This window comes from Elusimicrobium sp. An273, from assembly GCF_002159705.1.
GTDB lineage: Bacteria > Elusimicrobiota > Elusimicrobia > Elusimicrobiales > Elusimicrobiaceae > Avelusimicrobium > Avelusimicrobium gallicola.
This window is the reverse complement of the sequence record NZ_NFJD01000001.1, coordinates 415,267-441,346: the sequence shown is the minus strand read 5'-3', so window position 1 is coordinate 441,346 and position 26,080 is coordinate 415,267. Positions and strand designations below refer to the sequence as shown.

Genomic DNA, 26,080 nt, shown 5'->3' with positions numbered 1-26,080 from the left:
AAAACATTTACAATGAATTTAAAAATTTTGTGATGCGCGGCAATGTGCTGGATATGGCTGTAGGTATCATCATCGGCGGGGCGTTTACGAAGATCGTCAACTCCATGGTGGCGGACGTGATGATGCCGCCGCTGGGCCTGCTGATGGGGAAAGTAAATTTTTCCAATTGGTTTATCGTCCTTAAACAAGGCGACACTACGCCCGGCCCGTATGAATCGTTAACCGCCGCCCAATCAGCCGGCGCCACCACCATTAATATCGGCAATTTTTTAAATTCCATTATCAGCTTTTTAATTGTGGCCGCTTGTATCTTTGCGCTGGTCAAAGCCATGAACAAAATTAACAAACGCAAAGAAGACGCCGCCCCGACTACCAAATCCTGCCCGTACTGCTGTACGGAAATCCCGCTGGAAGCGGTGCGCTGCCCGCATTGTACGTCGGAATTAAAATAATTTTGCGGGAACACCAAAAGAGCGGGAAACCCCCGCTCTTTTTAAATAACATGCTGTCTTGCTAAAAAACGGCAATTTTTTTACACTGGAGATATGATTTACTTTGCACACCGCGGGGCTTCTGCCCGGCGCGTTCAAAATACGCTGGAAGCTTTTCGGCTGGCACGCAGGCTGGGGGCGAGCTGTTATGAACTGGACGTCCACCTGACGCAAGACGGTCAGCTGGTCGTTCATCACGATTATTCGCTGTTGGCGACGGCCGGGAAAGACGCAAAAATAGGCGAACTCCCTTGGGCGCAGCTGCGCCGCTGTGCGTTGCAAAACCGTTTTGACGGTGCGCCGGCTTTTATCCCGCTGCTGCAGGAAGTGTTGCCCGTGGTGGCGCCGGGGCTGGAGCTGCTGAACATAGAGCTTAAAAATGACGCCAACTGCTACCCGGGACTGGAAGAAAAACTGCTGAAACTGTTAGCGGGCGAATATGCCGAATTATTGTCTAAAACGCTGTTTTCCAGCTTTGATTACGACACCCTGCTCCGTATCCGCAAACTGAACAAAAACGCGCGTATCGGTCTGTTAACGCGTTCTTTTGACGTTTCCAAAGCGTTAGACCTGCAAGCGGAAAGCGTTCACTTAAACTACACCCGCTTTAGCCCGGCCACCGCGGAGGAGTGCCACCAAAACGGGTTAAAGACGTATCTCTATACCGTAAACGACATTTCGCTGGCCAAGCGGCTGCAGCAGGAAGGCGCGGACGGCATTTTTACGGATTATATTGATTTGTTTGTTTCCGAGCATTAAAAAGCCCCGCTTAGAAGCGGGGCTTTTTAAACAGACTAAAACTAATAGTCGTAGCCGGAGTAGCTTGTTTCGGAAGAGGTGTCTTCCGCCGCGGCGTCGGCCGTGCCCTGCATGCCGTAGTATTGTTCGGGCGTGTAGCGTTTGGGTTTTTTCCAGAGGCGTTTTTCTTTCTTGTAATCCGCTTCGCTGGGTTGGCCGGGCACTTTGGGCTGTTGGCGTTCGTCAAAGAAATAAATGTTGCGCTGTTCTTCCGGGCCGACGTTAAAAATATATTCGGACTCCACGTTGGGCGGCGTTTCGCGGCGCTCTCTGACGGCGTCCTTAGACAAATCTTCCATATAGTCTTCTTCCGTCAGATAAATTTTGCGGTTGTATTTTTCTTTTCTTTTTTCGTTAGTGTTGCACGCGGTCAAGAAGCCCGCGCACAAGACAAAAGCCAAAAGCAGGGAAAATATTTTCATTTGTTCTCCTTAAGTTTCCTTTCACCAGATAGTATAATGTTTTCCAGCAGGACTGCAAGCGTTACAGGCCCCACTCCGCCGGGAACGGGCGAGTAGGAAATGCCTCGCGCCTGCAATTTTTCCGGGTCGGCGTCGCCGCAGAGGCTGTCGTTGTGCCAGTTGGTGGAAATATCCACCACCGTCGTTCCGGGGCGCAGCCAGTCCGCCTCAATCAGGCCGGGTGTGCCGGCGGCGGAGCAGACCAAATCCGCGTCTTTTAGGGCGCGGGGCAAATCGGTTTTGGTGTGACAAATTTTCACGGTGGCGTTTTGGCAGGTCAGCAAGTGGGCCAGCGGGCGCCCTACCGTAATAGACCGGCCGATAACGGCCGCTTCCGCCCCTTCCAGCGCAACGTGATGATACGTCAGCAGCCGAATGACGGCCATGGCCGTGCACGCCACAAAGCCTTTTAAGGCCTGAATTTCCGGCCAAGTTTTGCACAGAAACAAATTGCCCGTATTGATGTTGGACATCCCGTCAATATCTTTTTGCGGGGCCAGGCGGTCTGCAAAGTCGGTGGCGGCCAAATGGTCGGGCAGCGGGCGCGGGATTAAAATGGCGTCGGTTTTGTCGTCTGCGGATAATTTTTCCACCAACGCCAAAAATTCGGCCGCGGGCGTTTGGTTGTTAATTTCAAACACCTGTGTTTCTACGCCCAGCTTCCGTGCGGCTTCCACTTCTTTTTTAAGATAAACGTAAGCGCCGTAATCTTCCGTAGATCCGATGGCGCACAGCTTAATGGGGCGGCCCAATTTTTGACAAACGGCCTCGGCCCTGCGGGGCAGGGATTCGCGGATTTGGGCGGCCAAGGTGCGTCCTTCTAAAATCATATGTATTATTTTAGCAAATAAAGCCCCGCCTTGCGGAATGCCGCGTCATTGGAAGGCAATTTCTTTTTTTGGTATATTTAAGACAAGGAGTTCTGTATGCAAACGAAACAGGGTTTTACGTTAATAGAGCTGTTGGTGGTTGTGTTAATTATCGGCATTTTGGCGGCGGTGGCCATGCCGCAGTATGAAAAAGCCGTCTTAAAAAGCCGCATGAGCAGCATGTGGCCTATTTTAAAAAGCCTGAAGACGGCGCAGGAATCTTTTTTTCTTGCCAACGGGACATACACCGATGATTTGAACGTGCTGGATATTACCGTTCCCAAGGGGGATTTGCGCTCCAACTCGGCCGTTGGGCAGGAAGATTATAACAATGGAACTTGCCTGGATAATTTGTATGGCACCACCCAAGACAAATGGGTCGTGGCGGGCGGCATTGGGAAAGACTGCGACAGCGGCGCCACCAACGGCTGTTTAATTAAGCTCTGGCTGGATCACTCCACCCGGCCCGGCGAGATTGAGTGCGAAGGCACCCACCCCAAGTGCGCGGAGCTGTGCCGCACGTTTGATTTTGTAACCGACTAGCGTTTGCCTTCCCAAACACAACCTTTCAAACCCGGCTTGGCCGGGTTTTTTATGGCAACGTCATTCGGGGAGAGGCGCATAAAAACCTTTTTGCCAAAGGGCTTGATTCGTTTTTTTGATAAATTTTGCGTATGGACAAAATTTATCAAACGTCTCTTTTCAAACAAAAACCCGGATTTACGCTTATAGAGCTGTTGGTGGTCGTGTTAATTATCGGTATTTTGGCGGCGGTGGCTTTGCCGCAATACCAGTATGCGGTTGCAAAAGCGAAGTATATGGAAATGCTTTCTTTGGCAAACGATATTCGAAAAGGACAGCAAGTATACAAAATGGCCAACGGCAAGTATTCGGCGGATTTATTTGCGCTGGATATCAATTTCCCGCCTTCGTTTGAGGCTCATCCCAGTTATACGTCCGGCGGCGGAACGGTGTACGGCGTGCGCAATGTAGGTAAACGCATTACGTGCACGATGACGACTTCCGTGGGCAGTGATGTAGAAAATTGGGATCCTTCCGGCATGCTGTGTTGGCTGGAAAAAGACGGAATTTGGTACAACATCACTTTTTCAACGGGCGCCCAGGAATGCCGCGCCACCCGAAGCAGCTCGTTTGCCTTGGATTTTTGCAAACGCATCACAGGCCGCAAGGAATCTGCCGGCGGGTGGGGCTCTGCAGAAAGGTTCCCTTTCCCCGATTAACTAAAAACCCCGGGTTCGCCCGGGGTTTTTGTTATTCTTCGTCAATCTTAAGCATGGCCACAAACGCTTCCTGCGGAATGTTCAAACTGCCGATGGCTTTCATTCGCTTTTTACCTTCTTTTTGTTTTTCCAGCAATTTGCGTTTGCGGGTGATGTCTCCGCCGTAGCATTTGGCAATGACGTCTTTTCTGAAGGCGGGAATGGTTTCGCGCGCGATGACTTTTCCGTTTACCGCCGCCTGCACCGCCACTTCAAATTGCTGGCGGCCGATCAGCTCTTTTAATTTGGCGCACAACGCGCGGCCCATGGTTTGGGCTTTGTCTTTGTGTACCACTACGGACAAGGCATCCACCGGCGTGCCGTGCAGCAAAATTTCCATCAGCACCACGTCCGAGCTTCTAAAACCCGCCACTTCGTAATCAAACGAAGCGTATCCTTTGGAAACGGATTTTAATTTGTTGTAGAAATCAATGACCATTTCGCCCATCGGCATTTCGTATTTAATAATCACGCGTTGGTTGGACAAGTGATCCATACTCATAAACGTGCCGCGTTTTTCTTTTAAAAGCGTCATCACGCCGTCCATAAATTCCACCGGCGTAACGATGGTGATGTGGATGACGGGCTCTTTGATGTCAATAATATCGCCGTGGGGCGGGAAATTGGCCGGGTTATCAATAATCTTGTAGCCGGGATCGTCCGGGGCGTCGGGCAAGGCGGCCAGTTCCTGCGGGTGGGATTTGCGCGGGGTAAATTTTACGTGATAAACCACGTTGGGGCTGGTGGCAATCAGCGAGAGGTTAAATTCCCGCTCCAACCGTTCTTTTACGATTTCAATGTGCAAAATGCCCATAAACCCCAAGCGAAAGCCAAAGCCCAACGCCTTGGAAGTTTCGCTTTGGTAATGAAAAGACGAGTCCGAGAGATTTAATTTTTCCAACGCCTTGCGAAGCAACGGAAAATCGGTCGTTTCCACTGGGAAAATACTGGCAAACACCACCGGCTTGGCCTCGGCGTATCCGGGCAGGGCTTTTTCGGCCGGGCGTTCGGCCAGGGTAATCGTGTCTCCCACTTTTACTTGGTGAATGTCTTTAATGCCGGCCACCAAATAGCCCACTTCTCCGGCGGAAAGCGAGTCGGTTTTGTGCAGCTGTTTGGGCGTCATAAAGCCGATTTCTTCGGTTTTGTACGACGCGCCCGAGGACATAAACTGAATCATCTGCCCCGGTTTAACGGAGCCGTCCACCAGGCGGATGTACATAATGACGCCGCGGAAGGGGTCGTAGTAAGAATCAAAAATAAGCGCGCGCAGAGGGGCATTGGGGTCGCCCTGCGGGGCGGGGATATCGGTGATGATACGATCCAGCAAATGTTCAATGCCCATGCCGGTTTTGGCGCTGACGCGCTCGGCCTCTATGGGCTCTTTTAAAATATCCCACAGCTGTTCTTCCGAAGCGTCCGCATCCGCCTGCGACAAATCCACCTTGTTCATTACCGGGATAATTTTAAGCCCCAGGCTTTGGGCCAAATGCGCGTGGGCCACCGTTTGCGCTTCCACCCCTTGCGACGCGTCCACCAACAGCAGCACGCCTTCGCACGCGCGGAGCGAGCGGGCCACTTCATACGAAAAATCCACATGGCCGGGGGTGTCAATCAGGTTTAAAATATAGTCTTTGTACTGAATGCGCACCGCTTTGGCTTTGATGGTAATGCCGCGTTCGCGCTCCAAGTCCATGCCGTCTAACAGCTGGGCTTGCATTTTGCGCTTGGGAACGGTGCCGGTGTCTTCCAAAATACGGTCGGAAAGGGTGGTCTTGCCGTGGTCAATGTGGGCGACAATGGAAAAATTACGAATCTTCATTTTTATCGTTCTGCTCTATCAGGTTCCGGATTTCTTCCGAACTGCCCATTAAAAGGGCGGCTTGGGCCAAGTCGGAACAATTTTCAAAATTTAAATTGCGGATATTGTTTTTGACGCGTAAATACATACGCGGCGTAACGGACAGCGCGTCTACATTCAGCCCCAGCAAAAGCGGCAGCATTTTAGAGTCGGAGGCGATTTCCCCGCAGATGCTTACTTTGCGCCCGCGTTTGTGGGCGGTTTGAATGATTTGGTTAATGGTGCGCCCGACTGCCGGGTGGCAGGGGTCGTACATATGGGCCACTTCTTGGTTGACGCGGTCCACCGCTACTAAATATTGTATCAAGTCATTGGTGCCAATGGAAATAAAATCCAGCAGCTGGATCATTCCGTCCAGCGCAATGGCCGCCGCCGGCACTTCAATCATCGCGCCCAATCCCACCCGGTTGACGGGTTTTTTGCCTTTGGCTTCAAATTCTTTTAATACTTGTTCAAACGCGTTTCGCACGTGGCGCACTTCCTCCACGGACGAAATCATCGGCACCATAATTTTTACCTGTGCCGGCACTTCGCAGGACATGCGGATGATCGCCCGCAGCTGCGTGAACATTAAATCCGGATTTTTTAGAAACAGCCGGATGCCGCGGCACCCCATAAAGGGGTTGGCGTCCTGGTCAAACTCGTCCAGCGGGAAATCGGGCAGTTTGTCGGCCCCCAAGTCCGCCAGGCGGATGGTTACCGGGCGCATGTCAAAGCGTTTGGCGACGGACAGATAAACTTGGTATTGTTCTTCTTCCGTGGGCGGGTGCGGCGTGTTCATATACAAAAATTCGGTGCGCAAGAGGCCCAGCCCGTCCGTAATTAAGCGTTTGTTTTCTTTGTTGTCGGTGCGGGGGTCGTAATTGACAAACAGCTTCACGGCGTGCCCGTCTTCGGTAATGACCGGCAGGTGGTTGATGGTTTTAAGCAGGGCTTCGGTCTTTTTGATTTCTTTCTGAATTTTGCGGTAATTGGCCAAGGTGTATTTGTCCGGATTAATGACCAGCAGGCCGTTCTCCCCGTCAATAATCAGCGTATCGCCGGATTTAACGTCCTTGGATGCGGTGGAAAGCCCCACCACCGCCGGAATGTTTAAGCTTTGTGCCAAAAGCGCCGTATGGCTGGTTTTGCCGCCAACATCCGTGCAGAAACCGATGACCTGATTTTCCTGCAGGTTGATGGTGTCGGACGGGTATAAGTTGTGCGCCACCAGCAAAGAAGGCTTGGTAATAGAGGCCAGAAATTCCCGCTTGTCGCCTTCCAAATTGTTGACCAGACGCTTGCCGACGTCAAAAATATCGTTGCGGCGTTCTTTAAAAAAGGGATCTTCAATTTTATCAAAGCTGGCCGCCAGTTCCTGCAAGGTAAGAAAAATAGCCGCTTGGGCCGACAGGTGTTCCGTGCGGATTTTTTTGGCAACCGACTCTTTGAGCGACGGGTCTTGCAAAATCAGTTTATGGGTGGACATCAGGTTGGCGTATTCCGTTCCCAGGGTGGAAAGCACTTTCTGTTCGCAGGCGTCCAGCTCCGCCAGGGTTTTTTGCATGGCGGTGCTTATTTTTTGCAGTTCGGCCTTTACTTCCCCGGCTTCAATGTATTGCCGGGTAACGGCAAAGCTTTCCCCCGGCAGCAGTACGGCCGGCCCGATGGCTACGCCCGGGCTGGCGGCCACGCCTTTTAACACCAACATGCTGTGCTCCTGATTAGAATTCTTCATTAAATTTATCGTCAAACAGTTTTTTAATGGCTTCAAACGCTTCTTTTTCGTCCGAGCCGTCCGTCGTTAACTGTACGTGCGAGCCAAACTCCGCCGCCAGCATCATTACCCCCATAATGCTTTTGGCGTTTACCGTTACATGGTCTTTCGTCAGCTTAATATCGCACGCAAACTTCGCGGCCGTTTGCGCAATGGAAGCGGCCGGGCGTGCGTGCAGCCCTAAGCGATTGGTGATTTGAATGTCTTGCTGTATCACATATCCCCCTATAAATAGCAGACCAGGTTGAACACCACTACGGCCGCTAAATACAAGTACATGTTCGGTATGCGAAGTTTACGGGTTACAAAGCTGATCATCACGAAAAACAGCACGATGACCGCGCGTGTAACAAAATGAACGTCTACTTCTTCAAAATCTTTTAAATAGTGGTAAATACCGAACAAAATCATCCCCACCGCCAGCACAATGCCGATGCGTTTGGCGTTGTAGATGGTTTTGTTCCAGTCAAAACGGGTTAGGCCGAAACAACTGTTTTCGTCTGCGTTGTAACTGATTTTGAGGCCCTGCCATTTTACAAACAAGGCCACTGCGTTAAAAGCAAAAAAGGCCGCGCCTCCGGCGCAAAAGGCATACAAAAGAGGGGTATTTTGGGGCAAATCAATTTCAAAGAAATTGACGCCCAGCATCAGCCAAATAAACAGCGCCATTAAAAGCGTCAGCGGTTTAAGCGTGCCCCAGAACAAGCGGTCTCCAATGGAGGCGGTGGTAATGGAGAGGCTTTTTTTGATGCTGGCCCACTCGGTTACTTTTTCTTTAAATTTGGTCAACGATTCGGCCCGGGCTACGGCCTCTTCCTGCTTGGCCAGCGCGCCGAAACAGAAGGACGCCATGACCGGCTGCGTGTTGAAATTTTCTAGGTATCGCTGCAGGACGGACGGAAGCGCGTCTTGGTCGTCCTTGTACAATTGCTTTAAAAACGGCATCATCACAAACGTTAATCCCAGGTTCTGGAATTTCATAAAGTTCCAGCCCGTCTGCAGGAAAAACGAACGCAAAAACATATTCAGCCGCATGGAAAATTTCATACGTTACCTTGTTTTGAGGCGGAACGCGGGCACCAGCGTGGCCAGCCCGATCCACGGGACGGCCATATACGCAAACTTGCACGCAAACTGCGCCTTCACCGGGATATACGGCAGCAACCACAGCATCAGCTTACCGCAGATCCACGTAAAAATAAAAATGAGAATAAAATTCATTAAAAACGACGTGGCCAGCGCCAAGGCCACCGTCCGGTTGACGGCGGACGGAGTTTTGGTAATTTTCTGTTCCCAAAAGACCAGCCATTTAAAGCGGTTTTTGCGCATGAGTTTTTCAGCGAGCGAAAATAAAATGGCCCCGCCGACGCCAAAGAAGAAAGCGAAATACAGATCAATCCCCAAAGCGTGCAGCGCAAGCGACACCGCCGAGCATACCACCGCGCTGGGGGGGAGAATTCCGCCCAGCGGGTTGATATCTGCAAAAATCAGTTCCGTAAACACGCCTACCTGAATGCCGGCCATGATGTCCCCCGTCAGAAGCGACATCAGCGGCGCGGCAATAATTCCGCGCGAGAACGTAAGCTGGAAAGCATAGGTGGTATCCAGCTCCAAAAGCGCGGCCAGCACGCACAGCATAAAAACTTCCGGCGTCATCATGAAATAGCCTCGTTTACCGATATGGATTGGGAATTGGGTACGGCGCGGGTTTCGATATTAATGCCCAAATCCCGGATTAATTTTAAAAAATGTTTGTCTTTATCGTCTAAAAAGACGTTTTCGTCCAATTTTTGCGCGCCTTCTTTAAAATGCATGCCGCCGATATTGAGGGATTTGATTTGCAGCCCGTCTTCTATCAGGTCGGTAAATTCCTGCAAAGAGCTCATCAACAAAAAAATGCGCCGCTTGGACTGGGCCGCATAGCGCGCGCAGTCGTGCGAGTTTAAGATGGTCAGCTCGTATTCATACGGCAGGCTCAGGCGCAGCAGGCCGCGGTTGAGGCACGATTCTTTTCCCTTGGTACAGGGGATCAAAATTTCGTCCACATTCAGTTCCGGCAGCCAAGCCTGCACAATCTGCCCGTGAATCAAGCGGTCGTCTACGCGCGCAAAAATAATCGGCATTAAAGCCCCTTTATCAAAAGTTCCGTTGCATTGATTACGGCCCGTTTGCCGTCGGCTTCAATTTTTTCCGCCAATTCTTTGGCCGAAAGTTTCTTGCGGTTGTTAATGGCCGTGAGCAGCATGCTCAAATTCAGGCCGGTAATCACGTGGCATTTGGGCAAGTCTTTGCTGGCGGTGAGCGAGATATTGGTGGCGCTTCCGCCAAAAATATCGGTCAGAATAACGGCGCCTTCTTCGCAGGTGCGGAGCAAATCATGCAATTTGGCCGCTTCTTTTTCCACCGAGGCGGCGGCCGTTACGGAAAACGCGGCCAAGCTTTCATCGGCCGGTTTGCCGATGATTTGCGCCGCTGTTTCCTGCATTTCTTGGGCGAGGTGCCCGTGCGTAACTAAAATAATTTTTACCATAATTAAAGTCCTATATCCCTGTGAAATTCGGTTGCATTCAGCCCGGCTTTTGCCAAGCGTTGGGCCAGCTCGTGCGCCATAAACACGCTGCGGTGCTTGCCGCCGGTGCAGCCCATGGCAATGGTCAGGTAGCTTTTGCCTTCCTTTATATATTTGGGTATCAAATATTTAATCAAGTCCGCAAATTTTTCGGCAAATTCCTGCGTCTCCTTAAACGACATAATATAATTTTGTACTTCTTTGTCCAACCCGGTTTTGTCCCGCAGTTCGGGGATGTAGAAAGGGTTGGGCAAAAAACGTACGTCCATGACGATGTCGCAGTCTTTTAAAATGCCGTTTTTAAAGCCGAAGGACACGACGGAAATCTGCATATCGCCGTCGCGCGTAAGGCCCAGCAGGGCGGAAAGTTTTTCCTTCAGTTCCCCCAGCTTTAAGTCCGACGTGTCAATTACCTTGTCCGCCATGGTGCGGATCGGGCTCATGACTTCGCGTTCGTGGGCAATGGCGGCCGCCAGTTTTTTGTGAATGGGGTGGCGGTGTTTGGTTTCGGAAAAACGCCGGATAAGGCACTCTTCCGACGCGTCTAAAAAGATGACTCTTACAATAAAGTCGTCCGCCACCATGGAGTTCAAAATTTTGGGCATGTCTTTGAGGCGCCCGCCTTCGCGTACGTCGATACCCAGGGCGATGTCTTTGCGCTCGCCGCTTTGTTTGATGTAGTCGGTAAAGTTTTTAAACAAGGCCAGCGGCAAATTGTCCACGCAGTAAAAACCGAAGTCGCCGAAAATTTTCAGCGCTTGGGATTTGCCGGCTCCGCTTAGCCCGGTAATGATAAAAATACGGCGTTTATTGTCTGCCATTGGTTCCCTTTTTCATTTTGTCTAAGATTTTTTGGCTGAATTCTTTGGCGGAAAAAATACCTTGGCTTTTGAGCTGTTGGTTTAAAGACGCCACTTCAATCAGCACCGCCAGGTTGCGTCCCGGTGTAACGGGCAGACCCAGCGAAGGAATTTCAATTCCCAAAATGTTAGTCGTTTTTTGCTCCACTCCCAGCCGGTCGATGGGCTGCTTGTTGGGCGAGGTAAGCACCACTTCCATATCAATGTTGGTTTCGTCTAGCGTAGAGCCTACGCCAAACAGAAGCGGCACGTCCAAAATGCCCAGCCCCCTTACTTCCATATAATGTTTCAGCATCGTCGGGCAGGAGCCGACCAAAAAACGGCCAAACCGCTTTTGCACTTCCACTACGTCATCGGCCACTAAAATATGGCCGCGTTTAATCAGTTCCAGCGCGCATTCGCTTTTGCCGATGCCCGCATCCCCGCGGATTAATACGCCCGTTCCGCTTACGTCCACCAGCACTCCGTGCATATGCGTAACCGGGGAGAGTTTCTCATCTAAAAAGCGGGTAAACTCCGCCACAAAAGCGGAGGATTCCATATCCGTTTTTAATACCGGTACGTCCGAGCTTAAACACGCTTTGCGAATGGCCGGCAGCGGATCCAGCCCCGCCGCCATAATCACGCAGGGCACTTTCCCTTCCACCAGCATTTTTTCCACGTTGGCGCGCAGGCGGGATTTGTTTTCTTTGACGCAAAACGCATGTTCCCCGCGGCCAAACACCTGTACGGAATTGGCGCGGAAACTGTCCAAATGCCCGCACAAGGCCAGGCCGGGCCGGTTTACGCTGCCCAGCGTAATTTCGCGGTGGATGTATCTTTTCCCGCAGACCAGCTCCAGGTTAAGGCGCTTAACCTGGAGCAGTTCTGCAACGGTGATAGATTTGGTAAATTCCAAAACTTCCCCCGTACGGCTTATTTCTTTTTAATCGGTTTAATTAAACCGTAGGTGCCGTCCAAGCGTTTGAAAATCAGGTTGATTTGCTTGGAATCTTCGTCCAGGAACATCCAGAAGGAGTATCCCAGGCGTTCCATTTCGTAGGCGGCGTCTTCCGGGTTCATCGGCGAGACTTCCACCTGCTTGATGACGGAGAACTTTACGTCGGTCTGCGGCAAAAGCACGTGTTCGGCAAACGGGTTGATGTCGGCTTCCTTGACGGATTTTTTGCTTACTTTGCGGGCTTTGGCTTTGTTTTTAATTTTTTTGGCCTGCGCTTCGGCTTTTACGGCCGCGGCGTCGATGGCTTTATACAGGTTGCTTTCCACGGCGCTGGCGCTGATGGTGGTTTTGGCGCCGGTGTGCAAAATAATTTCGGCGCGCTGATTGATTTTCTTTTCTACCGAGATCAGCACCTGCGCGGAAACGATATTGTCAAAAAAGTTTTCTACTTTTCCCACGCGCGTATTGATAAATTCTTTGATGGCCGGAGTCAATTTGATGTTTTTGGCCGTAATTTTAATATCCATAATTCCTCCGTATAAGTAATTGCGAGAGAATCCCCCGTAGAGTTATTAAACCATTAATCAGGCCCCCTGTCAATGAAACCCGCGCGCGGGCGCGTACGGGAAACCGGTGTTGAAACGGCGTTGCCGGCCTGATCAACCGGATGCCAAACCCTGTGGGGCAGTTGCGCCGGCAAACACAAAAGGTGTACTAAGTCCGCCCGGCGCGGAACAGAAAACGGATGCAGCCAGCAGGCGCCGTTGCGCCCGTTGCTGCCAGCGGGAAACCGCTGTGCTGAAAATGAAGAATTATTTGATGCGCCTCCGGATACGTCGGATATAGTAATTGTAGGCGCGATTGTAGAAAATTCAACCCCCGCCTGGGGAACTGCCGGAAGAGAAGTGAAATTAGAAATATAAAAAGAGGCGCAAAACGCTGAGGCACTGCGTGATGTCGTACAATGCGAGATGCGCCCCTTTGCGTCGGACGGTTAGTCCGCGCAAAAAAACGTGTGCGCGCGGATACCGCGTTTGAGAAAACACCCCGCACATGCGCGGGGTGTTTAAATCCTTTTATTTAGCGTTTACCATTTTAGCTCTGGAAATATCGCCCTTCTTGTCCAAGAAGTACAGATATCCTTTTTCTTTTTTGATACCGCATTTTTCTACTTTTTTCGGTTTGCCGCCTTTTTTGCCGCCTCTGGCCATTTGCACGCGGGCGATGTCGCCGTCTTTGTCAATGTAGTAGAGGAAGCCGTCTTCGCGGTCCATTCCAACTTTGAGTACTTTTTCTGCCATGTGGATAATCCTCCTTTTAAGGAAAACAGTCTTACCGAAAAAGTCTAATAAAATTTTCAGTTATTTGCAAGGAATTTTTTTCGTCGGGATGCCCTCGGAGAAAAATTATTCCGTACGCGTAGGATAAAAAGCGAACCGCAGGGGGCGGGCTTTTGCCCTATCTTGTATAGGGAAATGGTATAATCAAAATATATCTGCCTAAGGGGACGCTATGTACTTAAAAGCTATTGAAATTATTGGTTTTAAATCTTTTGCCGACAAATCCCGCCTGGATTTTGAACCCGGCATTACCTGCGTAGTCGGGCCGAACGGCTGCGGCAAATCCAACGTGATTGATTCCGTCCGCTGGGCCATTGGCGAAATGAGCTGGAAGTCCCTGCGCTCCTCTTCCATGGTAGATATTATTTTTAACGGCACGGCAAAGCGCGCTCCCCTGAATATGGCGCAAGTCAGCATGGTGTTTGACAACGCCTCCCGCCAGCTGCCGCTTGATTTTAACGAAATTACCGTTACGCGCAAAATTTTCCGCTCCGGCGAAAGCGAGTACTATTTAAATAAAGTACAGTGCCGCCTGCGCGATATACGCGATTTGTTTTTGGACACGGGCATCGGTGGGGAAGGATACGCCATTATCGACCAGGGCGGCGTGGAAAGCGTTCTTTCCGCTTCGCCGGAACAGCGCCGCGAAATGTTTGAAGAAGTGGCCGGCGTTTCCAAATATAAGGCCAAACGCGAAGAATGCATCAAGCGTTTGGAGCGGGTGGATTTGGATTTGGCCCGTTTGTCCGATACGGTGGCCTTGATTGAAGAACAAATTAAAAAGCTCGACAGCGAGGCCCGCAAAGCGCGCCTGTACCAGCGCTACCGCGAGGAACTGAAAGAAAGCGAAATCGCCATTTCGGTTTGCTCCATTAAAGAGGCGGACGGACTAATCGCCAAGCATACGGGCGAATTGGAACCGGTGCTGCGCAAACTGGAAGATTTGGAAGCGCGCATTTCCGCACAGGAAGGCGCGGCCGCGGCCTTGGATTTAAATTTAACGCATAAACAAAAAGAGGCGGCCGAATTTAACGAAAAAATTTCCGCCAGCAAATATCAGGTGGGCCTGTTGGAAGGGGCCATTACAAACTGCGGCAATTTAACCGCCGAACTGACGGCTCAAATCGCCGCGTCGGGCGCCGAAGCCCAGCGCGGGCAAAGCCGCCTGCAGGAATTGGCGCCGGCCATTGCCAAACTCAAAGAACAATTGGCCGCCGTTTCGGCGGAGCTGGCCCCCTTGCAGGAACAATATAATAAGCAGGTGGCATCTTCCCAACAGCTGGAAACCGACCTGCGCAATACCGAAGCGCAATCCCAGCGCATTTCGGGCGACCTGATGGCCTTGGTGCGCAAACAAATGGAAGTTTCCAACCGCATTTCTCTGGAAGAATCTTCCGCCCAGCGCGAAAACGAGGATTTGATTACCGCCGAAAAGACCAGCCAGGAACAAACAGCCCGCGCGGAGCAGATTACCCGCACGCTGGAAGAAATCTCCGCCCGCGCCGCCGCCAAACAGGCCGAGGCCGATCAAGCCCGCGGTGCCATTTCGGCAGGAGAAGAAGACCTGCGCAAACTGCAAACCCAGCGCGCGGCGTTAAATGAAAAACTTTCCGCCGTTAAAGCGGCCCGCGCGGCGCTGGCCGCCAAGCTGGAGATGATTCAAACCCAAGGCAAAAACGACCCCTACTGGGTGGGCGCAAAAGCGGTGGCGCAAAGCGGACTGCCGGGCGTAAAAGGCACGCTTCGCAAAGCGCTTAAATATCCGGCATCTTTGGCGGTAGCGGTGGAAGAAGCGTTTGGCAAATACTTGGACGCCGTTTTGTGCCAAGACGACAATGCCTTGCAGCAGGCGCTAAGCGTGCTGAAACAGCACGGCAAGGCGCGCGCCAAGTTTATTGTGCTTTCACACGTACCTCAAACGGCGGCCGCCGAAACGGGAACCTTGAAAAAACAGCTCTCGTACGCTTCGGAATTGGAAGATTTAATCAATTTTATTATCGGCGGGTACTCGTATGAGAGCGGAACCGTAACGGGCGGATTTTTTGTAAGCGGCGGCGCGGCGGACGTGCGCGCGCCGGAAGCTTACTGGGGGGAGGAAGAAACCGTCCGCGGCGAGATGGAAGCAAAAGCCGCCGAAGAAGACGCGGTTTCAAAAGAAATTATTTCCAACTATGACGCCCTTACCCGTGCAGACGAAACGCTGAAAAATTTGCGCGCCAAATCGCAGGAAGCGGTGGTGGCGCTGAACGTCGTGCAGAACGAGCGGGCCAATAAAGAGCAGGAACTCCGCTCCGTGCAAGACGCGCTGCAGCGGGCCGCCCAACGCAAGCAGGAAATTACCCTGCGCGTGGAAGGACGCAAGAAAAATGCAGAAACCTTAAAACAGAATTTGGAAGAATTAAAAAACAGTCAAGCCCAATTAACCAAGCAAGGGGAAGAACTGAAAGCCAAACAGGCCCAGCTGCGGGAACAGTCCGAAAAAATCAAATCGGAAATCGGCACGCTCAACGCGCGGCTGTATGAAGTAAAAATCAAAAAGAACAACGTGGAACTGGATTTAAAATCCACGGAATACGAATTTAACAGCCTGACGGAAAACGAAGGCAAACGCAACGAAAAAATAGCGTCTTCCAATTTGCGTTTAAAAAGCCTAGCGGAAGAAAAACTTTCCACCCAGGCCAAACTGTCGGCCGAGCGCGACACGCTGGCCAAATTGGAAGTGGACGAGCATAAAATGCGCGCGGATTTGGAAGCCCTTAAAAAAGAATACAGCGATAAAACCGCCGCGTTAAACGCCTGCAAAAAAGAATCGTCGGAGTTGGCCATTAAAAAGAACGATTTGGAAAACGCCCTTGCCAACGCCCGCCGCCAGCGCACCACGGTTACCAACAATTTGTTTGAAAGCTGGAACATCACGCCGGAAGAAGCGCAAATGAATTACGGCGACAAAACCGTGGATTACGAACGCGTGAAAATGATGCGCAAACGCATTGAAAATATGGGAGCCGTCAATATGACCGCGCCGGAAGAATACGACGCGCTGACCGAGCGCAACACGTTCCTTCGCACCCAAATGGCGGACTTGGACGGCGCCAAAAAAGATTTAAAATCCGCCATCAACAAAATCAACCAAACCACGCGCGAAAACTTTAAATATACGTTTGAACAGGTGCGCACGCACTTTAAGAACATTTATCAAACGCTTTTCCGCGGAGGGGAGTGCGACTTGGTGCTTACCCAGCCGGAAAATCTGCTGGAAACCGGCATTGAAATTTATGCCCAGCCTCCGGGTAAAAAACTCTTAAATATCTCTTCTATGTCCGGCGGCGAAAAAACGCTTACGGCCATGTCTTTGCTCTTTGCGTTCTTTACGCACAACCCGTCCCCGTTCTGCATTATGGACGAGGCGGACGCCGCCTTGGACGAAGCCAACGTGGAACGCTACGTCAACCTGATTAAAGAGTTTTCCAAAACCACTCAGTTTATTGTGGTAACCCACAACAAACGCACCATGGAAGCCGCACGGATGCTCTACGGCATTACCATGGAAGAAAGCGGCGTTTCGAAAGTGTTGTCGGTCAACCTGGCCGACCGTTCCAATCCGGAAGACATCAAGAAGAAAGAAGCCATTGAAGCGTTGGCGGAGGCATAATGCTGGTTGGCGTGTTTTCGGATGTACACAGTAATTTGGAAGCGCTGGACGCGTGCCTGGAACGCTACCAAAAAGAAGGCGTAAGCCACTTTATTTACTGCGGCGACATCATCGGCTACGGGCCGGATCCCGAGGCGTGCGTGCGCAAAATTTCCCAATTAAATTTGCTGGCCTGCGTGCTGGGCAATCACGATGCGGTGTTTGTGCAGCCGGAATTGGAGTCGCTTTTTAATTACGACGCCAAGGTGGCGTTGGACGCCAATAAAAAACAACTAAGCGAAAAATCCATCCGCTTTCTGTCCGCTCTTCCCACCGTCCGGCACGGGGACAATTTTACCGCCGTACACGGCACCCCGGCCGATCCGATTAAAGAATACTTCTCCAGCTGTTCGCAGTTTCGGGCGTGTTTTGACTTGTGGGAAGGACAGGTGTGCTGGGTGGGGCATACGCATTTGCCTTTTTACATGAAAGGCTCTCCCCGCGCGTGCGCCATTTATTTAAACCGCAAAGAGGACGCGCTCGTCCGGCTCAATGACAAAAACCGCTACGTTATCAATCCCGGGGCGGTGGGCAAACCGCGGGATAATAATCCTCACGCCTCTTTTGGCATTTGGGATACGGAGGCCAAAACCTTCCGTTTTATCCGCCAGCCCTACGACTTGCGCATCACGCAGGAAAAAATGGCCAAGCAGAAATATCCCTCTTTTCTAATAGACAGTCTTTCGCTGGGGTTATAAACGGGAGATTCCCCGTTAAGGAAGCGGCCTTTGGCGCGGGTTAAACCGCTGCCATAACGCCGCGGCCGCCGCTCCGGCGGCAATGCACAGCACAAATTCAAAAGGCGCCCGAAAACGGGCGTAAGCCCCAAAAAAAGTGGATCCAATCGCCCAGAAATACAGGCAATAGACGCCTAAAAAGAAAGCGCTTGTTTTTTCTTTTTGCCACAAAACCCAAAAGCCGATGATTCCCAAAAGTACCGTCAGCGCCACTTGCCCGGCGGCGGCCGCAAACAACAGCTTGTCGGAAAATTTTTCCAGCCAGCGCGTATGCACCGCTTCGGTGTGGTTTAACATCTCTCCTTCCAGCAAGGCTTGCGGCGTGCGTCCGCCCCAGGCCAAGCGCGAGAGGTGTACAAAGTTGGCGCCAAACAGCGTTTTTAGCGCCCAAAGCGGTGCGCGGGAAAGTTTATAAAAAAAGCTTTCCTGAATCAGCGGCCGCGCCCACGATTTATAAATACGCACTTGTTCTTGGGCGGGCAGTTGGCTAAATCCGGCGGGCAGGGCGCGCTCCAGCGCGTCGTGCGCCTGCGGCACGGATAAGCCCATTTTGTGCGCCAGATAATCTTCGTTCCACATATACAGGTTGTAGGCCCCTACTGACGTAAAACCGCCAAAACCCGTTTGCAGGCGGTTGCGCAGCTGCCAGGCCCCTATTAAGAGGATAAGCGGCAGTATAAAAAACACAATTATTTTATGCAGCGGAAAGCGAACGAGTTTCCCCGCTTGGAAACATACCAGCATGACGGCCGCCGCAAACATAAAATAATATACGGCCGGGCGTACGTAAACGGCCGCTGCCAAAAACAACGCCGCCGCCGCTAAATCTACAGCGCGGGGGGCCTGTAAAAAGCGTACCGTAAAAAATACAAACCAAGCCAATAAAAACACGCACAGCGTTTCGCTCAGTACGGCAAAAGACAGGGAAAAATACAATACGCTTACCGTGCAGAAAAATGTGGCCCAGCGTGCGGCCGGCAGCCCGGCCAAACGGCGTGCCGTTAAATAAACCGGGATTAAAAGAAACAGCGAAAGGAAATTTTGCGCAATGGCCACGGCCCAGGTTAAATTACCGGTAAAAAAACCGATGAGCGCCAAAAAGAAAGGATACCCTGGCGTGCGCAAGAGCATGGGCGTGGCCGAGACGGCCTCCCACATGGCACCGTATTGCAGCCACGTTTGCGCGGGGTAAACATACGTAATCGAATCGGGAAACGCCAGTACCGCTTCTCCCAGCGGGTTCCAAAACGCCGCATACAAAAGGGCCGCCGCTTTAAACAGTGCCAAAAGGACGAATAAAAGCCGAAACACTTTGTCTTTATAAAAAGCCATACGGTTATTGTATGAAATTAAAGACGCATGCGAAAAATGTTTGTGGGTTTGTGGCGCAGGCCGCGGAAGAAATGGACTGAAAAACGGCAATAAAAAACCCCGCCAAAAGCGGGGTAAAATAAAAAATGGTGGACCTGACAAGGATCGAACTTGCGACCTCCTGCATGCCATGCAGGCGCTCTCCCAGCTGAGCTACAGGCCCTTATTTACTACCTAATTATTATAACAGTTTTTATGCAAAAGTGCAACTAAAATGAAACCCAAAAGAAAAGGCCCTTGCGGGCCTTTTCTTAAGATCGGTTAGAATTCAAACGAGATGTTCACTTCTCCGCCGAAGCCTTCCCGTTTGCCCACCTGACCGTACAGCGTCAGCACCGTGTGCAGCGGCAGGAAAGTGTCGTTGTTGTGGTAAATCAGGGAGAATTCGCCGCGGCCGCTCATGCCTTTAAGCGAGGCGTCGCTGTTGGTCATCCCGTCTACCGCTACGGTAGATTCGCCGTCCATTTCATAGAGGCCGCTTACGCCCAACGCCGGGGTCAAGCCGCCCAAATCTACGGAAGTGAACGTATAGTCCGCTCCAAAGCGCAAGGCCAAGCTTTGCATCGAATCAAATTCAATTTTTTGATTCAAGTTGTCGGTCATGTCGTCTTTTTCTTTGCGCAGCCACTGGATGTTGGCAAACAAGTCCAAGTCCGGCAGCAAGTTTTCCACAAAGCCGGCGGTGGCGCCGTAGTAGAGGCCTTTGCTGCTGAAAGAGGAGAGCAGTTCGCTGGAATTGAAGTCTATATCCATATAGCCGGCTTCGGCGCTGATTTCCAAGCGGCCGGTTTCGCTGTAGCGAAGAGACGTCATCAAACCGCCGCCCGCGGCATTGGCGTCGCCGGAAACTTTAATCGGGAAGGTGTCATACGAGCCGCCTGCGTACTTGGCAAAGAAGCCCAATACCCAGTCGTCCGTGAATTTTTTCCACGCACCGGCATGAACAACCGAGGAATCCAAATCAAAGCCGCTGCCCGTTTTGTAGCGGGTGTGGTGGTACGCAGCGTTTACAAAGGAGTTTTGATCCGTATCGCTCTGCCAAATATCATTCATGGTTTGGTTGAGCATTTCCGGCCCTTCGCTTACGAGAGCCAACCCGACTAACGGCAGCTGCCCGTACATTTCCACGTTCGCTTTGTCTTTGCGGCTGGCGAGCGTCCATTCCAAAACGTTGCCCTGCAAATCCGGAGTCAGCGTAAAAGAATAGGCGCCCAGTTTGTTGTTGGTTAAAGCAACGTCGGAGGTATATTTAATGCAGTTGGGGTCTCCGTTGCATTCCACCGGGCCGTAGCCGTCCAGAATGTCGCCGGGGGTGCGGATGATGACGGTGGCGTCCGTTTCTTTCATAGCGCTGGAAGCCAAGGTCATTTGCGCATGTACATCGCCGCCGGTAAATTCAAGGCGGGTGTCAAAATCCCCGTAGATGGACGTCATCGGGTTGAAATTCTTGAAGTTGTTCATATCGAAGGAAACGAAATTATTTCCGTTGGCGATATGGCTGAAGACCAGCTTGTTGGTGTTGGCATAATAGGGGTTAGATCCGCCGTATACCGTGCCGTTTACTTGCGTATTGCCGGCTAATACAACCGTATTGTTTTGCGCCAGCATATTTTCTTGTTTCAGTTCGGCTCCGTCCACATAGCCGCCGTATACGTTGCCGTTTACGGTAACGTCCGTCAGCATAATGGTGTTGCCGGAGGCACTGAATTTGTCGTCAATCTGTTCGGCCGTGTCGGTATCGGTGGAGGTTTGCGTGGTTACTTCGCCGGTTTCTTCGTTATAGGTGTAGGAAGTAGTGGTGGTCGTGGTCGTCAGTCCGGTTTTGCTTACTTCCACTTTTTCCGTCACGCGTCCCTTTTCATCCGTTTGCTGGGTAGTGTAGTTTACTTCCCGTACGTACGAAGCAAACCCGCCCATTACATTGGCGTTAATCGTGCCGTTTTGCAGCGAGATGGTGTTGTTGTCCGCGGCGGAGCCAAAACCCAAGATAAATTCTTCCGGCGCTTCTTCGGTCGGTTCGGTATTGGTTTGGCTGGTGTAGTCGGACGTAGCCCCACCCAAGATGTACCCGTGGGAAGTATTCAGTACTGGCGAAATGGGGTTGTCCAGAGACGTTTTGGTGCCTAAAAGTTCTTGGCTGGTTAACGACTGGATATTCATTACGCCGCCTAAGGTGTCATTTCCGTTATAAGTAAGCGTCAAGTCGGAACCGGAGATAGAAACCGTGTTATGGCTCGGGTTCCCCGTAAAGTTTACCGCCCCGCCGATTTCGTAGGCCGTCATAGGCGTGTTGGTAATGGTTAAGGTGTTGTAATCCGTCGTTCCGCCGATAGTGGAAGAATTGTCTTCCTGGCCGTGAATCATTTTGACGGTGTACAAGGTACCGTCGGCAACGGTGGAATCTTGGATGTTCATGATGTTGTGGCTGGCGTTGTTGTTGGCGGCCGAAACTGCCGCGGCAGATTGAACGCGGGAGCCGTTTAATAAATCCAAGCGGTTGTAGTCAAAGGTTCCTACGGATTGTTCTCCGTCGTAGAGGGAAAAACCGCTTTTGGCGGCAAAGGCGCTTCCGTTCACGGTGGTTTTGTTTAAGATCACCGTATTGTAATTGCCGGTTACACCGCCCAAGGAGCCGTAAATGTCTCCCGTCACGGTAGATCCGGTCAGATTGACGGTATTGTTATTGTTGTTGCGGTCGGCCGTAATGTCGGGGTGGTTGTCCACTTCTTCCTGCGAGGTTTTGACGTAGGAAAGCCCTCCCACTACCCCGCCGGTAATCGCAGAGTCTGTAATGTTTACGGTGTTGCCCGAGGCGTTGCCGATAAAAAACTGAGAAGCCCCGCCGGCTACGGCCACAGGATCTCCTTCCATGTCAAATACGCTGTCCGCCGTTTGGGGATTTACGTTAATGGTTGCGCCCGTGATATTAACCGTATTGTTGGTGGCGTTGCCCGTATTCCATTTTTCGGCATCCACCGCATCTGCGCGGTTGGTGCGGGCCAACCCGCCGGCCACCGCACGGCCGGAAATGTTTGCCCCGGAGATGTTGACGGTGTTTCCATCGGCCGTGTTATTATAAACAGCCCCGCCGGCGATATAGTGGTTATATTGTCCTTCCGGAACCGTGGTATTCGTTTCGGCGATGTCCGTGGAAATGTTTAGCGTGTTGTTGGTGGCAGTGGCGTTCATCGAAGCGCCGCCAGCAATCATCATATTGGTAGCTTCTTGGGTAAGAGGCTTGTTAATCGTTACAGTTTCCCCTTCCACCGGGCCCGCCGTTTCAATCGGCTTCCAGGTTTGGGCGTTTGCCGCAGAAGCGAAACAAAACGCAAGGATGAGTCCTGCAGTCAAATTCTTCATTTGTCCTCCGGTTTGAATTAAAAAAGCAATATATTTCTATTATACAGAATTTAAGATAAAAAGAAAGCCTTATTTAAGCGTGATTTGCGAGGAGAAAAAGGGCCCGCAAGAAAGGGGGAAAAAGCCGTCGGCGAGGCGGTGTGCGCAGGAAGTCTTTTTTAGTTATAATAAGCCTATGACTTCCATTTATACAGACGGTACCTACCTGCAAGCCAATCCCGGCTGGCACGCCCAAGATGCCCGCTGGAAACTGCAGCATGTGCTGCGCGCATTGGAGCAGGCGGGAGTAACCGGAAAATTACACAACGTGTGCGACGTCGGCTGCGGGGCCGGGGAACTGTTAAAAGAGTGGGCCCGGAAACGGCCGCATATGCATTTTACCGGGTGTGATATCTCGCCGCAGGCGCATCAGCTGTGCCTGCAGGGAGCCCCCGACAACGTGCACTTTGTGCAGGGAAACAAAACGGGACAAGCGTCTTTTGACGCCGTATTGGCGATAGATGTGCTGGAACATGTGCCGGAGCCCGATTTATTTTTAACCCATTTAGAGAGTAAAGCCCCTTTGCTGGTGCTGCATGTGCCGCTTGATTTGTCGGTGCGCAGCGTGATTAAACCGGAAATTTTAGAAACGGAACGCCGCACTGTGGGGCACATTCACTTCTACACTGCACCTTACCTGCGCCGGGTGCTTCGCAACAGGGGATATCAAATTTTAAGCTGGCACTATACCAATAAATATGTGGAATGCCCTCCTCCTTTGCCGCGGCTTCGCAGCCGAATCGGCATGCTGATCCGAAAGGTGGCGCATGTGCTGCTGCCCCATTCTTGGGCGGCTTGGTGGGTGGGGGGATACAGCGTGATGTTGGTGGCCCGTGTTCGGCGTTAGCTAATCGGCGCGCAAACTGCGAAGCAGCGCAATTTCCCGCGCGTATCCGGCCAAATCGTTGGGCGTTTCCAAACAAAAAGGAAGGTCTTTTAAGGCCGGGTGATTGATGACCCGGGCCAGGGTTTGGGTGCCGATTTCCCCTTGGCCGATTGGGGCGTGGCGGTCTTTATGGGCGCCGCGGGGGTTGAGGCTGTCGTTTAAGTGAACGGCTTTTAGCCTGGGAAGGCCAATTTGCTTGTCAAATTCTTCCAGCATGCCGTCCAGCACCGCCAGCGAATAGCCGGCGTCGTGCACGTGGCAGGTGTCCAGGCACACGCCCAGCTTGTCGTTTTGTTTCACTCCGTCCAAAATCTGCTTTAATTCGTCAAAACTGCGTCCGATTTCACTGCCTTTGCCGGCCATGGTTTCCAGCAAAACCGTTGTGTGCTGCCGGGGGCTTAAAATATCATTTAGTGTTTGAATAATCAGGCGGATGCCCGCTTCGGTTCCTTGGCCCACGTGGCTGCCGGGGTGAAAATTGTACAAATTGCCGGGCAGGTGTTCCAGCCGGGCCAAATCGTCCGCCAAGGTTTGGCGGGCAAAAGTGCGGATGTGCGGGTCGGCCGCGGCCGGATTTAAGGTATAGGGAGCGTGTGCGATGACGGGGCCAAAACGGTGCTGCACCAGCAGTTGGCGCAGGCGGGCCACGTCTTGCAAGTCCAGCTCTTTGGCCTTGCTGCCGCGGGGGTTGCGCGTAAAAAACTGGAAGGTATTGGCGTTAATTTCCAAGGCGGTTTTGCCCATGGCTTCCCAGCCCTTGGACGCAGATAAATGGCAACCAATGTAAAACATATTTATTTCCCCGCGTATTTGCGGATGTCGGCTGTGAGCTGGCGCACGTCTTCTTCTCGCGTGGCCCAGCTGGTGCAAATGCGGATGGCCGCCCGGCCGCGGTCTAGGCGGCGGGTGTGGGAAAAGGCGTAAAACTCTTCCAACTGCTTGATGGTCTTTTCCGGCATAATCGGAAACTGCTGGTTGGTGGGGGAATCGTACAGAAACGAGTACCCCGCCTCTTGGCAGGCGCGGCGGATTAGCTGGGCCATATCGTCTGCGTGTTTGGAGATTTTAAAATACAGGCCGTTTTCAAACAGTGCCAAAAATTGCAGTCCCAGCACGCGCCCTTTGGCCAGCATAGCGCCTTTTTGCTTCATAAAATAGCGGAAATCTTTTTGCAGTTTCGGGTTGACGATGACCACCGCTTCTCCCAGCAAAGCGCCGATTTTCGTGCCGCCGATATAGAACACGTCGCAGCAGGCGGCAATGTCCGAAAGCGTCAAATCGTTCCCGGGCGCTTCCAACCCGTAGCCCAGGCGGGCGCCGTCCATAAATAAGAATAAATTATGCTCGTCGCATACGCGGCGGATGGCCGTCAGCTCGGCTTTGGAATACAGGGTGCCGTATTCGGTAGGGAAGGAAAGATATACCAGCTTGGGCTGCGGGGCAAATTCCGGATTGTCATCCTGCCAGTGTTCCTGGCAGCAGCGGGCGATTTGTTCCGCGGTCAGCTTGCCGTTTTGTTCTTCGACGGTAATAACGCGGTGGCCGGTGGTTTCAATGGCGCCGGTTTCGTGCACGTTGATATGGCCGGAAGTGGCGGAAATCACCCCTTGGTACGGGCGTAGGCAGGCCGCAATGACGGTGAGGTTGGTTTGCGTGCCGCCCATTAAAAAGTGAACGTCCGCGTCCGGTGCGGCGCATAAGTTTTTGATTAAATCCGCCGCCCGGCGGCAGTAAATGTCCTGCCCGTAGCCCGGCGTTTGTTCTAGGTTCGTCAGCGCCAGCTTTTCCAGCACGGCGGGATGTGCGCCTTCGCTGTAATCACAGTTAAATCGGATCATAAAGTCCCTCTTTTTAAAACCAGCTAGTTCGTGTTTCCATTATAACTTTTTCTGCCCGCAGTGTCAGCGGCGTATTATTGCCGTGCTTTGCGGCGGGCTTCCCGCAGCTGGGCGTGCTGTTTGCGGAACCAATCAAGCTTGGTGTAGCGGATCATCAGCACCAAATCAATCAGCACCATTACAAAGTTCAATACATACAGCCAGAAGACCAAGTCAAAATTATACAGGATTTTATGAATCATACCGCAAATGTAGGCCAATTCAATGGTAATCATGAACAAAAAACTTTTTCCGGCGGCGGTTTTGGTGTGCAGCGAGCGGCTGATGTTAAACGGCCACGCCAGCCCAAAACCCAACATCATTAACGCTTCAAAAATACTCATACAGACTCCTAGGTGCGAAACGGCGAAGACGTCGTCCGTACTTCTTATATTTTACCTTTTTTAAACGAAAGAGACAGGCGGCGGAGAAACTCAGGAGGCGATTTGGGCAAAAAAATCCCCGCCCGGCGGGCAGGGACTTTAAATGGTGCCCAGTACAGGGATTGAACCTGTGACCTTTCCCATGTCAAGGGAACGCGCTACCGCTGCGCCAACTGGGCGTAAATCTAAAATTATTATACCAAATCTAGCACGATAAGAAAAGTTTTACGTCTGAGAAATTAGGCTTTTGGGTTGAGTCTTAGCATTAACTTTGTAGGGTGTTTATTTTAAATGAAGTTGAACCAAATTGAACCATTTGGGATGTATTTTGGACACTTTTTGGACACTTCGCTTTGCGGTCCATGTTTAACACATTACGTCGGGAAAATTGTGGACATCTTGCCATACTGTAAAAATATAGGACTTTTTCGCCGAATTGGAGTTTGCTTTATGCTGTACGCAAACAAAACGACCGTTTGCGTACAGCATAGGGTATGGTTTGGAAAAGATA

The 26,080-nt window shown here is 51.6% G+C and carries 25 protein-coding genes and 2 tRNA genes; 7 read left to right on the top strand and 20 right to left on the bottom strand.

The features are described 5' to 3' along the window. Positions 1–5: 5 nt before the first annotated feature. Together mscL and B5F75_RS02045 are read left to right on the top strand one after the other, a co-directional pair. Positions 6–452 carry a large conductance mechanosensitive channel protein MscL gene (gene mscL / locus B5F75_RS02050; RefSeq protein WP_087287582.1) on the top strand — a complete coding sequence of 149 codons (447 nt, stop codon included), beginning with the start codon at positions 6–8 and terminating at the stop codon, positions 450–452. A 93-nt stretch (positions 453–545) separates the two neighbouring features. Continuing rightward, positions 546–1,250 carry a glycerophosphodiester phosphodiesterase gene (locus B5F75_RS02045; RefSeq protein WP_087287161.1) on the top strand — a complete coding sequence of 235 codons (705 nt, stop codon included), beginning with the start codon at positions 546–548 and terminating at the stop codon, positions 1,248–1,250. A gap of 41 nt (positions 1,251–1,291) precedes the next feature. Here B5F75_RS02045 and B5F75_RS02040 read toward each other — a convergent pair whose 3' ends face one another. Together B5F75_RS02040 and B5F75_RS02035 are read right to left on the bottom strand one after the other, a co-directional pair. Continuing rightward, a complete protein-coding gene (locus tag B5F75_RS02040; RefSeq protein WP_087287159.1) occupies positions 1,292–1,711 on the bottom strand; it encodes a hypothetical protein in 420 nt (139 codons plus the stop codon). Further along, on the bottom strand, positions 1,708–2,580 hold the full coding sequence (locus B5F75_RS02035; protein ID WP_087287156.1) for a bifunctional 5,10-methylenetetrahydrofolate dehydrogenase/5,10-methenyltetrahydrofolate cyclohydrolase: 873 nt from the start codon (positions 2,578–2,580) through the stop codon (positions 1,708–1,710). Before B5F75_RS02035 ends, B5F75_RS02040 begins: the two co-directional genes overlap by 4 nt. Positions 2,581–2,676: 96 nt before the next feature. On the opposite strand from B5F75_RS02035, the gene B5F75_RS07525 reads away from it, so the two are divergent. Continuing rightward, positions 2,677–3,162 (top strand): type IV pilin protein, encoded by a 486-nt coding sequence (locus tag B5F75_RS07525; protein ID WP_239406341.1) that lies wholly within the window; start codon positions 2,677–2,679, stop codon positions 3,160–3,162. 131 nt (positions 3,163–3,293) lie between these two features. Continuing rightward, positions 3,294–3,860, top strand: a complete 567-nt coding sequence (locus tag B5F75_RS07665) for a pilin (RefSeq protein WP_275531901.1) — start codon at positions 3,294–3,296, stop codon at positions 3,858–3,860. Between the two features lie 31 nt (positions 3,861–3,891). Here B5F75_RS07665 and lepA read toward each other — a convergent pair whose 3' ends face one another. The 11 genes from lepA to B5F75_RS01970 all read right to left on the bottom strand — a co-directional run bounded on the left by lepA (position 3,892) and on the right by B5F75_RS01970 (position 13,186). After that, positions 3,892–5,721, bottom strand: a complete 1,830-nt coding sequence (lepA, locus tag B5F75_RS02020; protein ID WP_087287152.1) for a translation elongation factor 4 — start codon at positions 5,719–5,721, stop codon at positions 3,892–3,894. Beyond that, positions 5,708–7,477, bottom strand: a complete 1,770-nt coding sequence (gene ptsP / locus B5F75_RS02015; protein ID WP_087287150.1) for a phosphoenolpyruvate--protein phosphotransferase — start codon at positions 7,475–7,477, stop codon at positions 5,708–5,710. The genes lepA and ptsP overlap by 14 nt, the downstream gene beginning before the upstream one ends. After that, positions 7,464–7,733 carry an HPr family phosphocarrier protein gene (locus B5F75_RS02010; RefSeq protein WP_087287147.1) on the bottom strand — a complete coding sequence of 90 codons (270 nt, stop codon included), beginning with the start codon at positions 7,731–7,733 and terminating at the stop codon, positions 7,464–7,466. The genes ptsP and B5F75_RS02010 overlap by 14 nt, the downstream gene beginning before the upstream one ends. Before the next feature lie 8 nt (positions 7,734–7,741). After that, positions 7,742–8,563: a PTS system mannose/fructose/sorbose family transporter subunit IID gene (locus B5F75_RS02005; protein WP_087287144.1), complete on the bottom strand. Its 822-nt coding sequence runs from the start codon at positions 8,561–8,563 to the stop codon at positions 7,742–7,744. Positions 8,564–8,566: 3 nt separating this feature from the next. Next, positions 8,567–9,175 carry a PTS sugar transporter subunit IIC gene (locus B5F75_RS02000; RefSeq protein WP_087287141.1) on the bottom strand — a complete coding sequence of 203 codons (609 nt, stop codon included), beginning with the start codon at positions 9,173–9,175 and terminating at the stop codon, positions 8,567–8,569. Further along, positions 9,172–9,639 carry a PTS sugar transporter subunit IIB gene (locus tag B5F75_RS01995; protein ID WP_087287138.1) on the bottom strand — a complete coding sequence of 156 codons (468 nt, stop codon included), beginning with the start codon at positions 9,637–9,639 and terminating at the stop codon, positions 9,172–9,174. The genes B5F75_RS02000 and B5F75_RS01995 overlap by 4 nt, the downstream gene beginning before the upstream one ends. After that, positions 9,639–10,046, bottom strand: a complete 408-nt coding sequence (locus B5F75_RS01990) for a PTS sugar transporter subunit IIA (protein ID WP_087287135.1) — start codon at positions 10,044–10,046, stop codon at positions 9,639–9,641. The genes B5F75_RS01995 and B5F75_RS01990 overlap by 1 nt, the downstream gene beginning before the upstream one ends. A 2-nt stretch (positions 10,047–10,048) precedes the next feature. Next, the gene (rapZ, locus tag B5F75_RS01985; protein WP_087287133.1) at positions 10,049–10,906 is read right to left on the bottom strand and encodes an RNase adapter RapZ; all 858 of its coding nucleotides are present in this window, start codon (positions 10,904–10,906) and stop codon (positions 10,049–10,051) included. Continuing rightward, positions 10,893–11,843: an HPr(Ser) kinase/phosphatase gene (gene hprK / locus B5F75_RS01980; RefSeq protein ID WP_158093746.1), complete on the bottom strand. Its 951-nt coding sequence runs from the start codon at positions 11,841–11,843 to the stop codon at positions 10,893–10,895. Before hprK ends, rapZ begins: the two co-directional genes overlap by 14 nt. A 17-nt stretch (positions 11,844–11,860) precedes the next feature. Then, positions 11,861–12,412: a ribosome hibernation-promoting factor, HPF/YfiA family gene (gene hpf / locus B5F75_RS01975; RefSeq protein ID WP_087287127.1), complete on the bottom strand. Its 552-nt coding sequence runs from the start codon at positions 12,410–12,412 to the stop codon at positions 11,861–11,863. Between the two features lie 549 nt (positions 12,413–12,961). Continuing rightward, on the bottom strand, positions 12,962–13,186 hold the full coding sequence (locus B5F75_RS01970; protein WP_087287124.1) for a hypothetical protein: 225 nt from the start codon (positions 13,184–13,186) through the stop codon (positions 12,962–12,964). A gap of 211 nt (positions 13,187–13,397) precedes the next feature. Between B5F75_RS01970 and smc the strand changes: the two genes are divergently transcribed. Then, entirely contained in the window at positions 13,398–16,877 is a 3,480-nt protein-coding gene (gene smc, locus B5F75_RS01965; RefSeq protein ID WP_087287121.1) for a chromosome segregation protein SMC, read from the top strand. After that, positions 16,877–17,614 carry a metallophosphoesterase family protein gene (locus tag B5F75_RS01960; RefSeq protein ID WP_087287118.1) on the top strand — a complete coding sequence of 246 codons (738 nt, stop codon included), beginning with the start codon at positions 16,877–16,879 and terminating at the stop codon, positions 17,612–17,614. Before smc ends, B5F75_RS01960 begins: the two co-directional genes overlap by 1 nt. Before the next feature lie 15 nt (positions 17,615–17,629). Here B5F75_RS01960 and B5F75_RS01955 read toward each other — a convergent pair whose 3' ends face one another. The 3 genes from B5F75_RS01955 to B5F75_RS01945 all read right to left on the bottom strand — a co-directional run bounded on the left by B5F75_RS01955 (position 17,630) and on the right by B5F75_RS01945 (position 22,384). Further along, on the bottom strand, positions 17,630–18,985 hold the full coding sequence (locus tag B5F75_RS01955; protein WP_158093745.1) for a glycosyltransferase family 39 protein: 1,356 nt from the start codon (positions 18,983–18,985) through the stop codon (positions 17,630–17,632). Between the two features lie 126 nt (positions 18,986–19,111). Continuing rightward, a tRNA-Ala gene (locus tag B5F75_RS01950) sits at positions 19,112–19,187 on the bottom strand. 98 nt (positions 19,188–19,285) lie between these two features. After that, a complete protein-coding gene (locus tag B5F75_RS01945) occupies positions 19,286–22,384 on the bottom strand; it encodes an autotransporter outer membrane beta-barrel domain-containing protein (RefSeq protein ID WP_087287112.1) in 3,099 nt (1,032 codons plus the stop codon). Positions 22,385–22,559: 175 nt separating this feature from the next. Here B5F75_RS01945 and B5F75_RS01940 point away from each other — a divergent pair, with 175 nt between their 5' ends. Further along, entirely contained in the window at positions 22,560–23,270 is a 711-nt protein-coding gene (locus B5F75_RS01940) for a class I SAM-dependent methyltransferase (RefSeq protein ID WP_087287109.1), read from the top strand. On the opposite strand, the gene B5F75_RS01935 is transcribed toward B5F75_RS01940, so the two are convergent. The 4 genes from B5F75_RS01935 to B5F75_RS01920 form a co-directional block, all read right to left on the bottom strand. After that, a complete protein-coding gene (locus B5F75_RS01935) occupies positions 23,271–24,101 on the bottom strand; it encodes a deoxyribonuclease IV (protein WP_087287106.1) in 831 nt (276 codons plus the stop codon). Positions 24,102–24,103: 2 nt separating this feature from the next. Beyond that, positions 24,104–25,147, bottom strand: a complete 1,044-nt coding sequence (locus B5F75_RS01930; protein WP_087287103.1) for a threonine aldolase family protein — start codon at positions 25,145–25,147, stop codon at positions 24,104–24,106. A gap of 74 nt (positions 25,148–25,221) precedes the next feature. Next, a complete protein-coding gene (locus tag B5F75_RS01925; protein WP_087287100.1) occupies positions 25,222–25,530 on the bottom strand; it encodes a hypothetical protein in 309 nt (102 codons plus the stop codon). A 143-nt stretch (positions 25,531–25,673) separates the two neighbouring features. After that, positions 25,674–25,748 (bottom strand) — tRNA-Val (locus B5F75_RS01920). Positions 25,749–26,080 lie beyond the last annotated feature (332 nt).

Coding starts and splice junctions, on each gene's coding strand:
- B5F75_RS02045 (WP_087287161.1), top strand. CDS start 546: ATGATTTACTTTGCACACCGCGGGGCTTCTGCCCGGCGCGTTCAAAAT.
- B5F75_RS02040 (WP_087287159.1), bottom strand. CDS start 1,711: ATGAAAATATTTTCCCTGCTTTTGGCTTTTGTCTTGTGCGCGGGCTTC.
- B5F75_RS02035 (WP_087287156.1), bottom strand. CDS start 2,580: ATGATTTTAGAAGGACGCACCTTGGCCGCCCAAATCCGCGAATCCCTG.
- B5F75_RS07525 (WP_239406341.1), top strand. CDS start 2,677: ATGCAAACGAAACAGGGTTTTACGTTAATAGAGCTGTTGGTGGTTGTG.
- B5F75_RS07665 (WP_275531901.1), top strand. CDS start 3,294: ATGGACAAAATTTATCAAACGTCTCTTTTCAAACAAAAACCCGGATTT.
- lepA (WP_087287152.1), bottom strand. CDS start 5,721: ATGAAGATTCGTAATTTTTCCATTGTCGCCCACATTGACCACGGCAAG.
- ptsP (WP_087287150.1), bottom strand. CDS start 7,477: ATGAAGAATTCTAATCAGGAGCACAGCATGTTGGTGTTAAAAGGCGTG.
- B5F75_RS02005 (WP_087287144.1), bottom strand. CDS start 8,563: ATGAAATTTTCCATGCGGCTGAATATGTTTTTGCGTTCGTTTTTCCTG.
- B5F75_RS02000 (WP_087287141.1), bottom strand. CDS start 9,175: ATGATGACGCCGGAAGTTTTTATGCTGTGCGTGCTGGCCGCGCTTTTG.
- B5F75_RS01995 (WP_087287138.1), bottom strand. CDS start 9,639: ATGCCGATTATTTTTGCGCGCGTAGACGACCGCTTGATTCACGGGCAG.
- B5F75_RS01990 (WP_087287135.1), bottom strand. CDS start 10,046: ATGGTAAAAATTATTTTAGTTACGCACGGGCACCTCGCCCAAGAAATG.
- rapZ (WP_087287133.1), bottom strand. CDS start 10,906: ATGGCAGACAATAAACGCCGTATTTTTATCATTACCGGGCTAAGCGGA.
- hpf (WP_087287127.1), bottom strand. CDS start 12,412: ATGGATATTAAAATTACGGCCAAAAACATCAAATTGACTCCGGCCATC.
- B5F75_RS01970 (WP_087287124.1), bottom strand. CDS start 13,186: ATGGCAGAAAAAGTACTCAAAGTTGGAATGGACCGCGAAGACGGCTTC.
- smc (WP_087287121.1), top strand. CDS start 13,398: ATGTACTTAAAAGCTATTGAAATTATTGGTTTTAAATCTTTTGCCGAC.
- B5F75_RS01960 (WP_087287118.1), top strand. CDS start 16,877: ATGCTGGTTGGCGTGTTTTCGGATGTACACAGTAATTTGGAAGCGCTG.
- B5F75_RS01955 (WP_158093745.1), bottom strand. CDS start 18,985: ATGGCTTTTTATAAAGACAAAGTGTTTCGGCTTTTATTCGTCCTTTTG.
- B5F75_RS01945 (WP_087287112.1), bottom strand. CDS start 22,384: ATGAAGAATTTGACTGCAGGACTCATCCTTGCGTTTTGTTTCGCTTCT.
- B5F75_RS01940 (WP_087287109.1), top strand. CDS start 22,560: ATGACTTCCATTTATACAGACGGTACCTACCTGCAAGCCAATCCCGGC.
- B5F75_RS01935 (WP_087287106.1), bottom strand. CDS start 24,101: ATGTTTTACATTGGTTGCCATTTATCTGCGTCCAAGGGCTGGGAAGCC.
- B5F75_RS01930 (WP_087287103.1), bottom strand. CDS start 25,147: ATGATCCGATTTAACTGTGATTACAGCGAAGGCGCACATCCCGCCGTG.
- B5F75_RS01925 (WP_087287100.1), bottom strand. CDS start 25,530: ATGAGTATTTTTGAAGCGTTAATGATGTTGGGTTTTGGGCTGGCGTGG.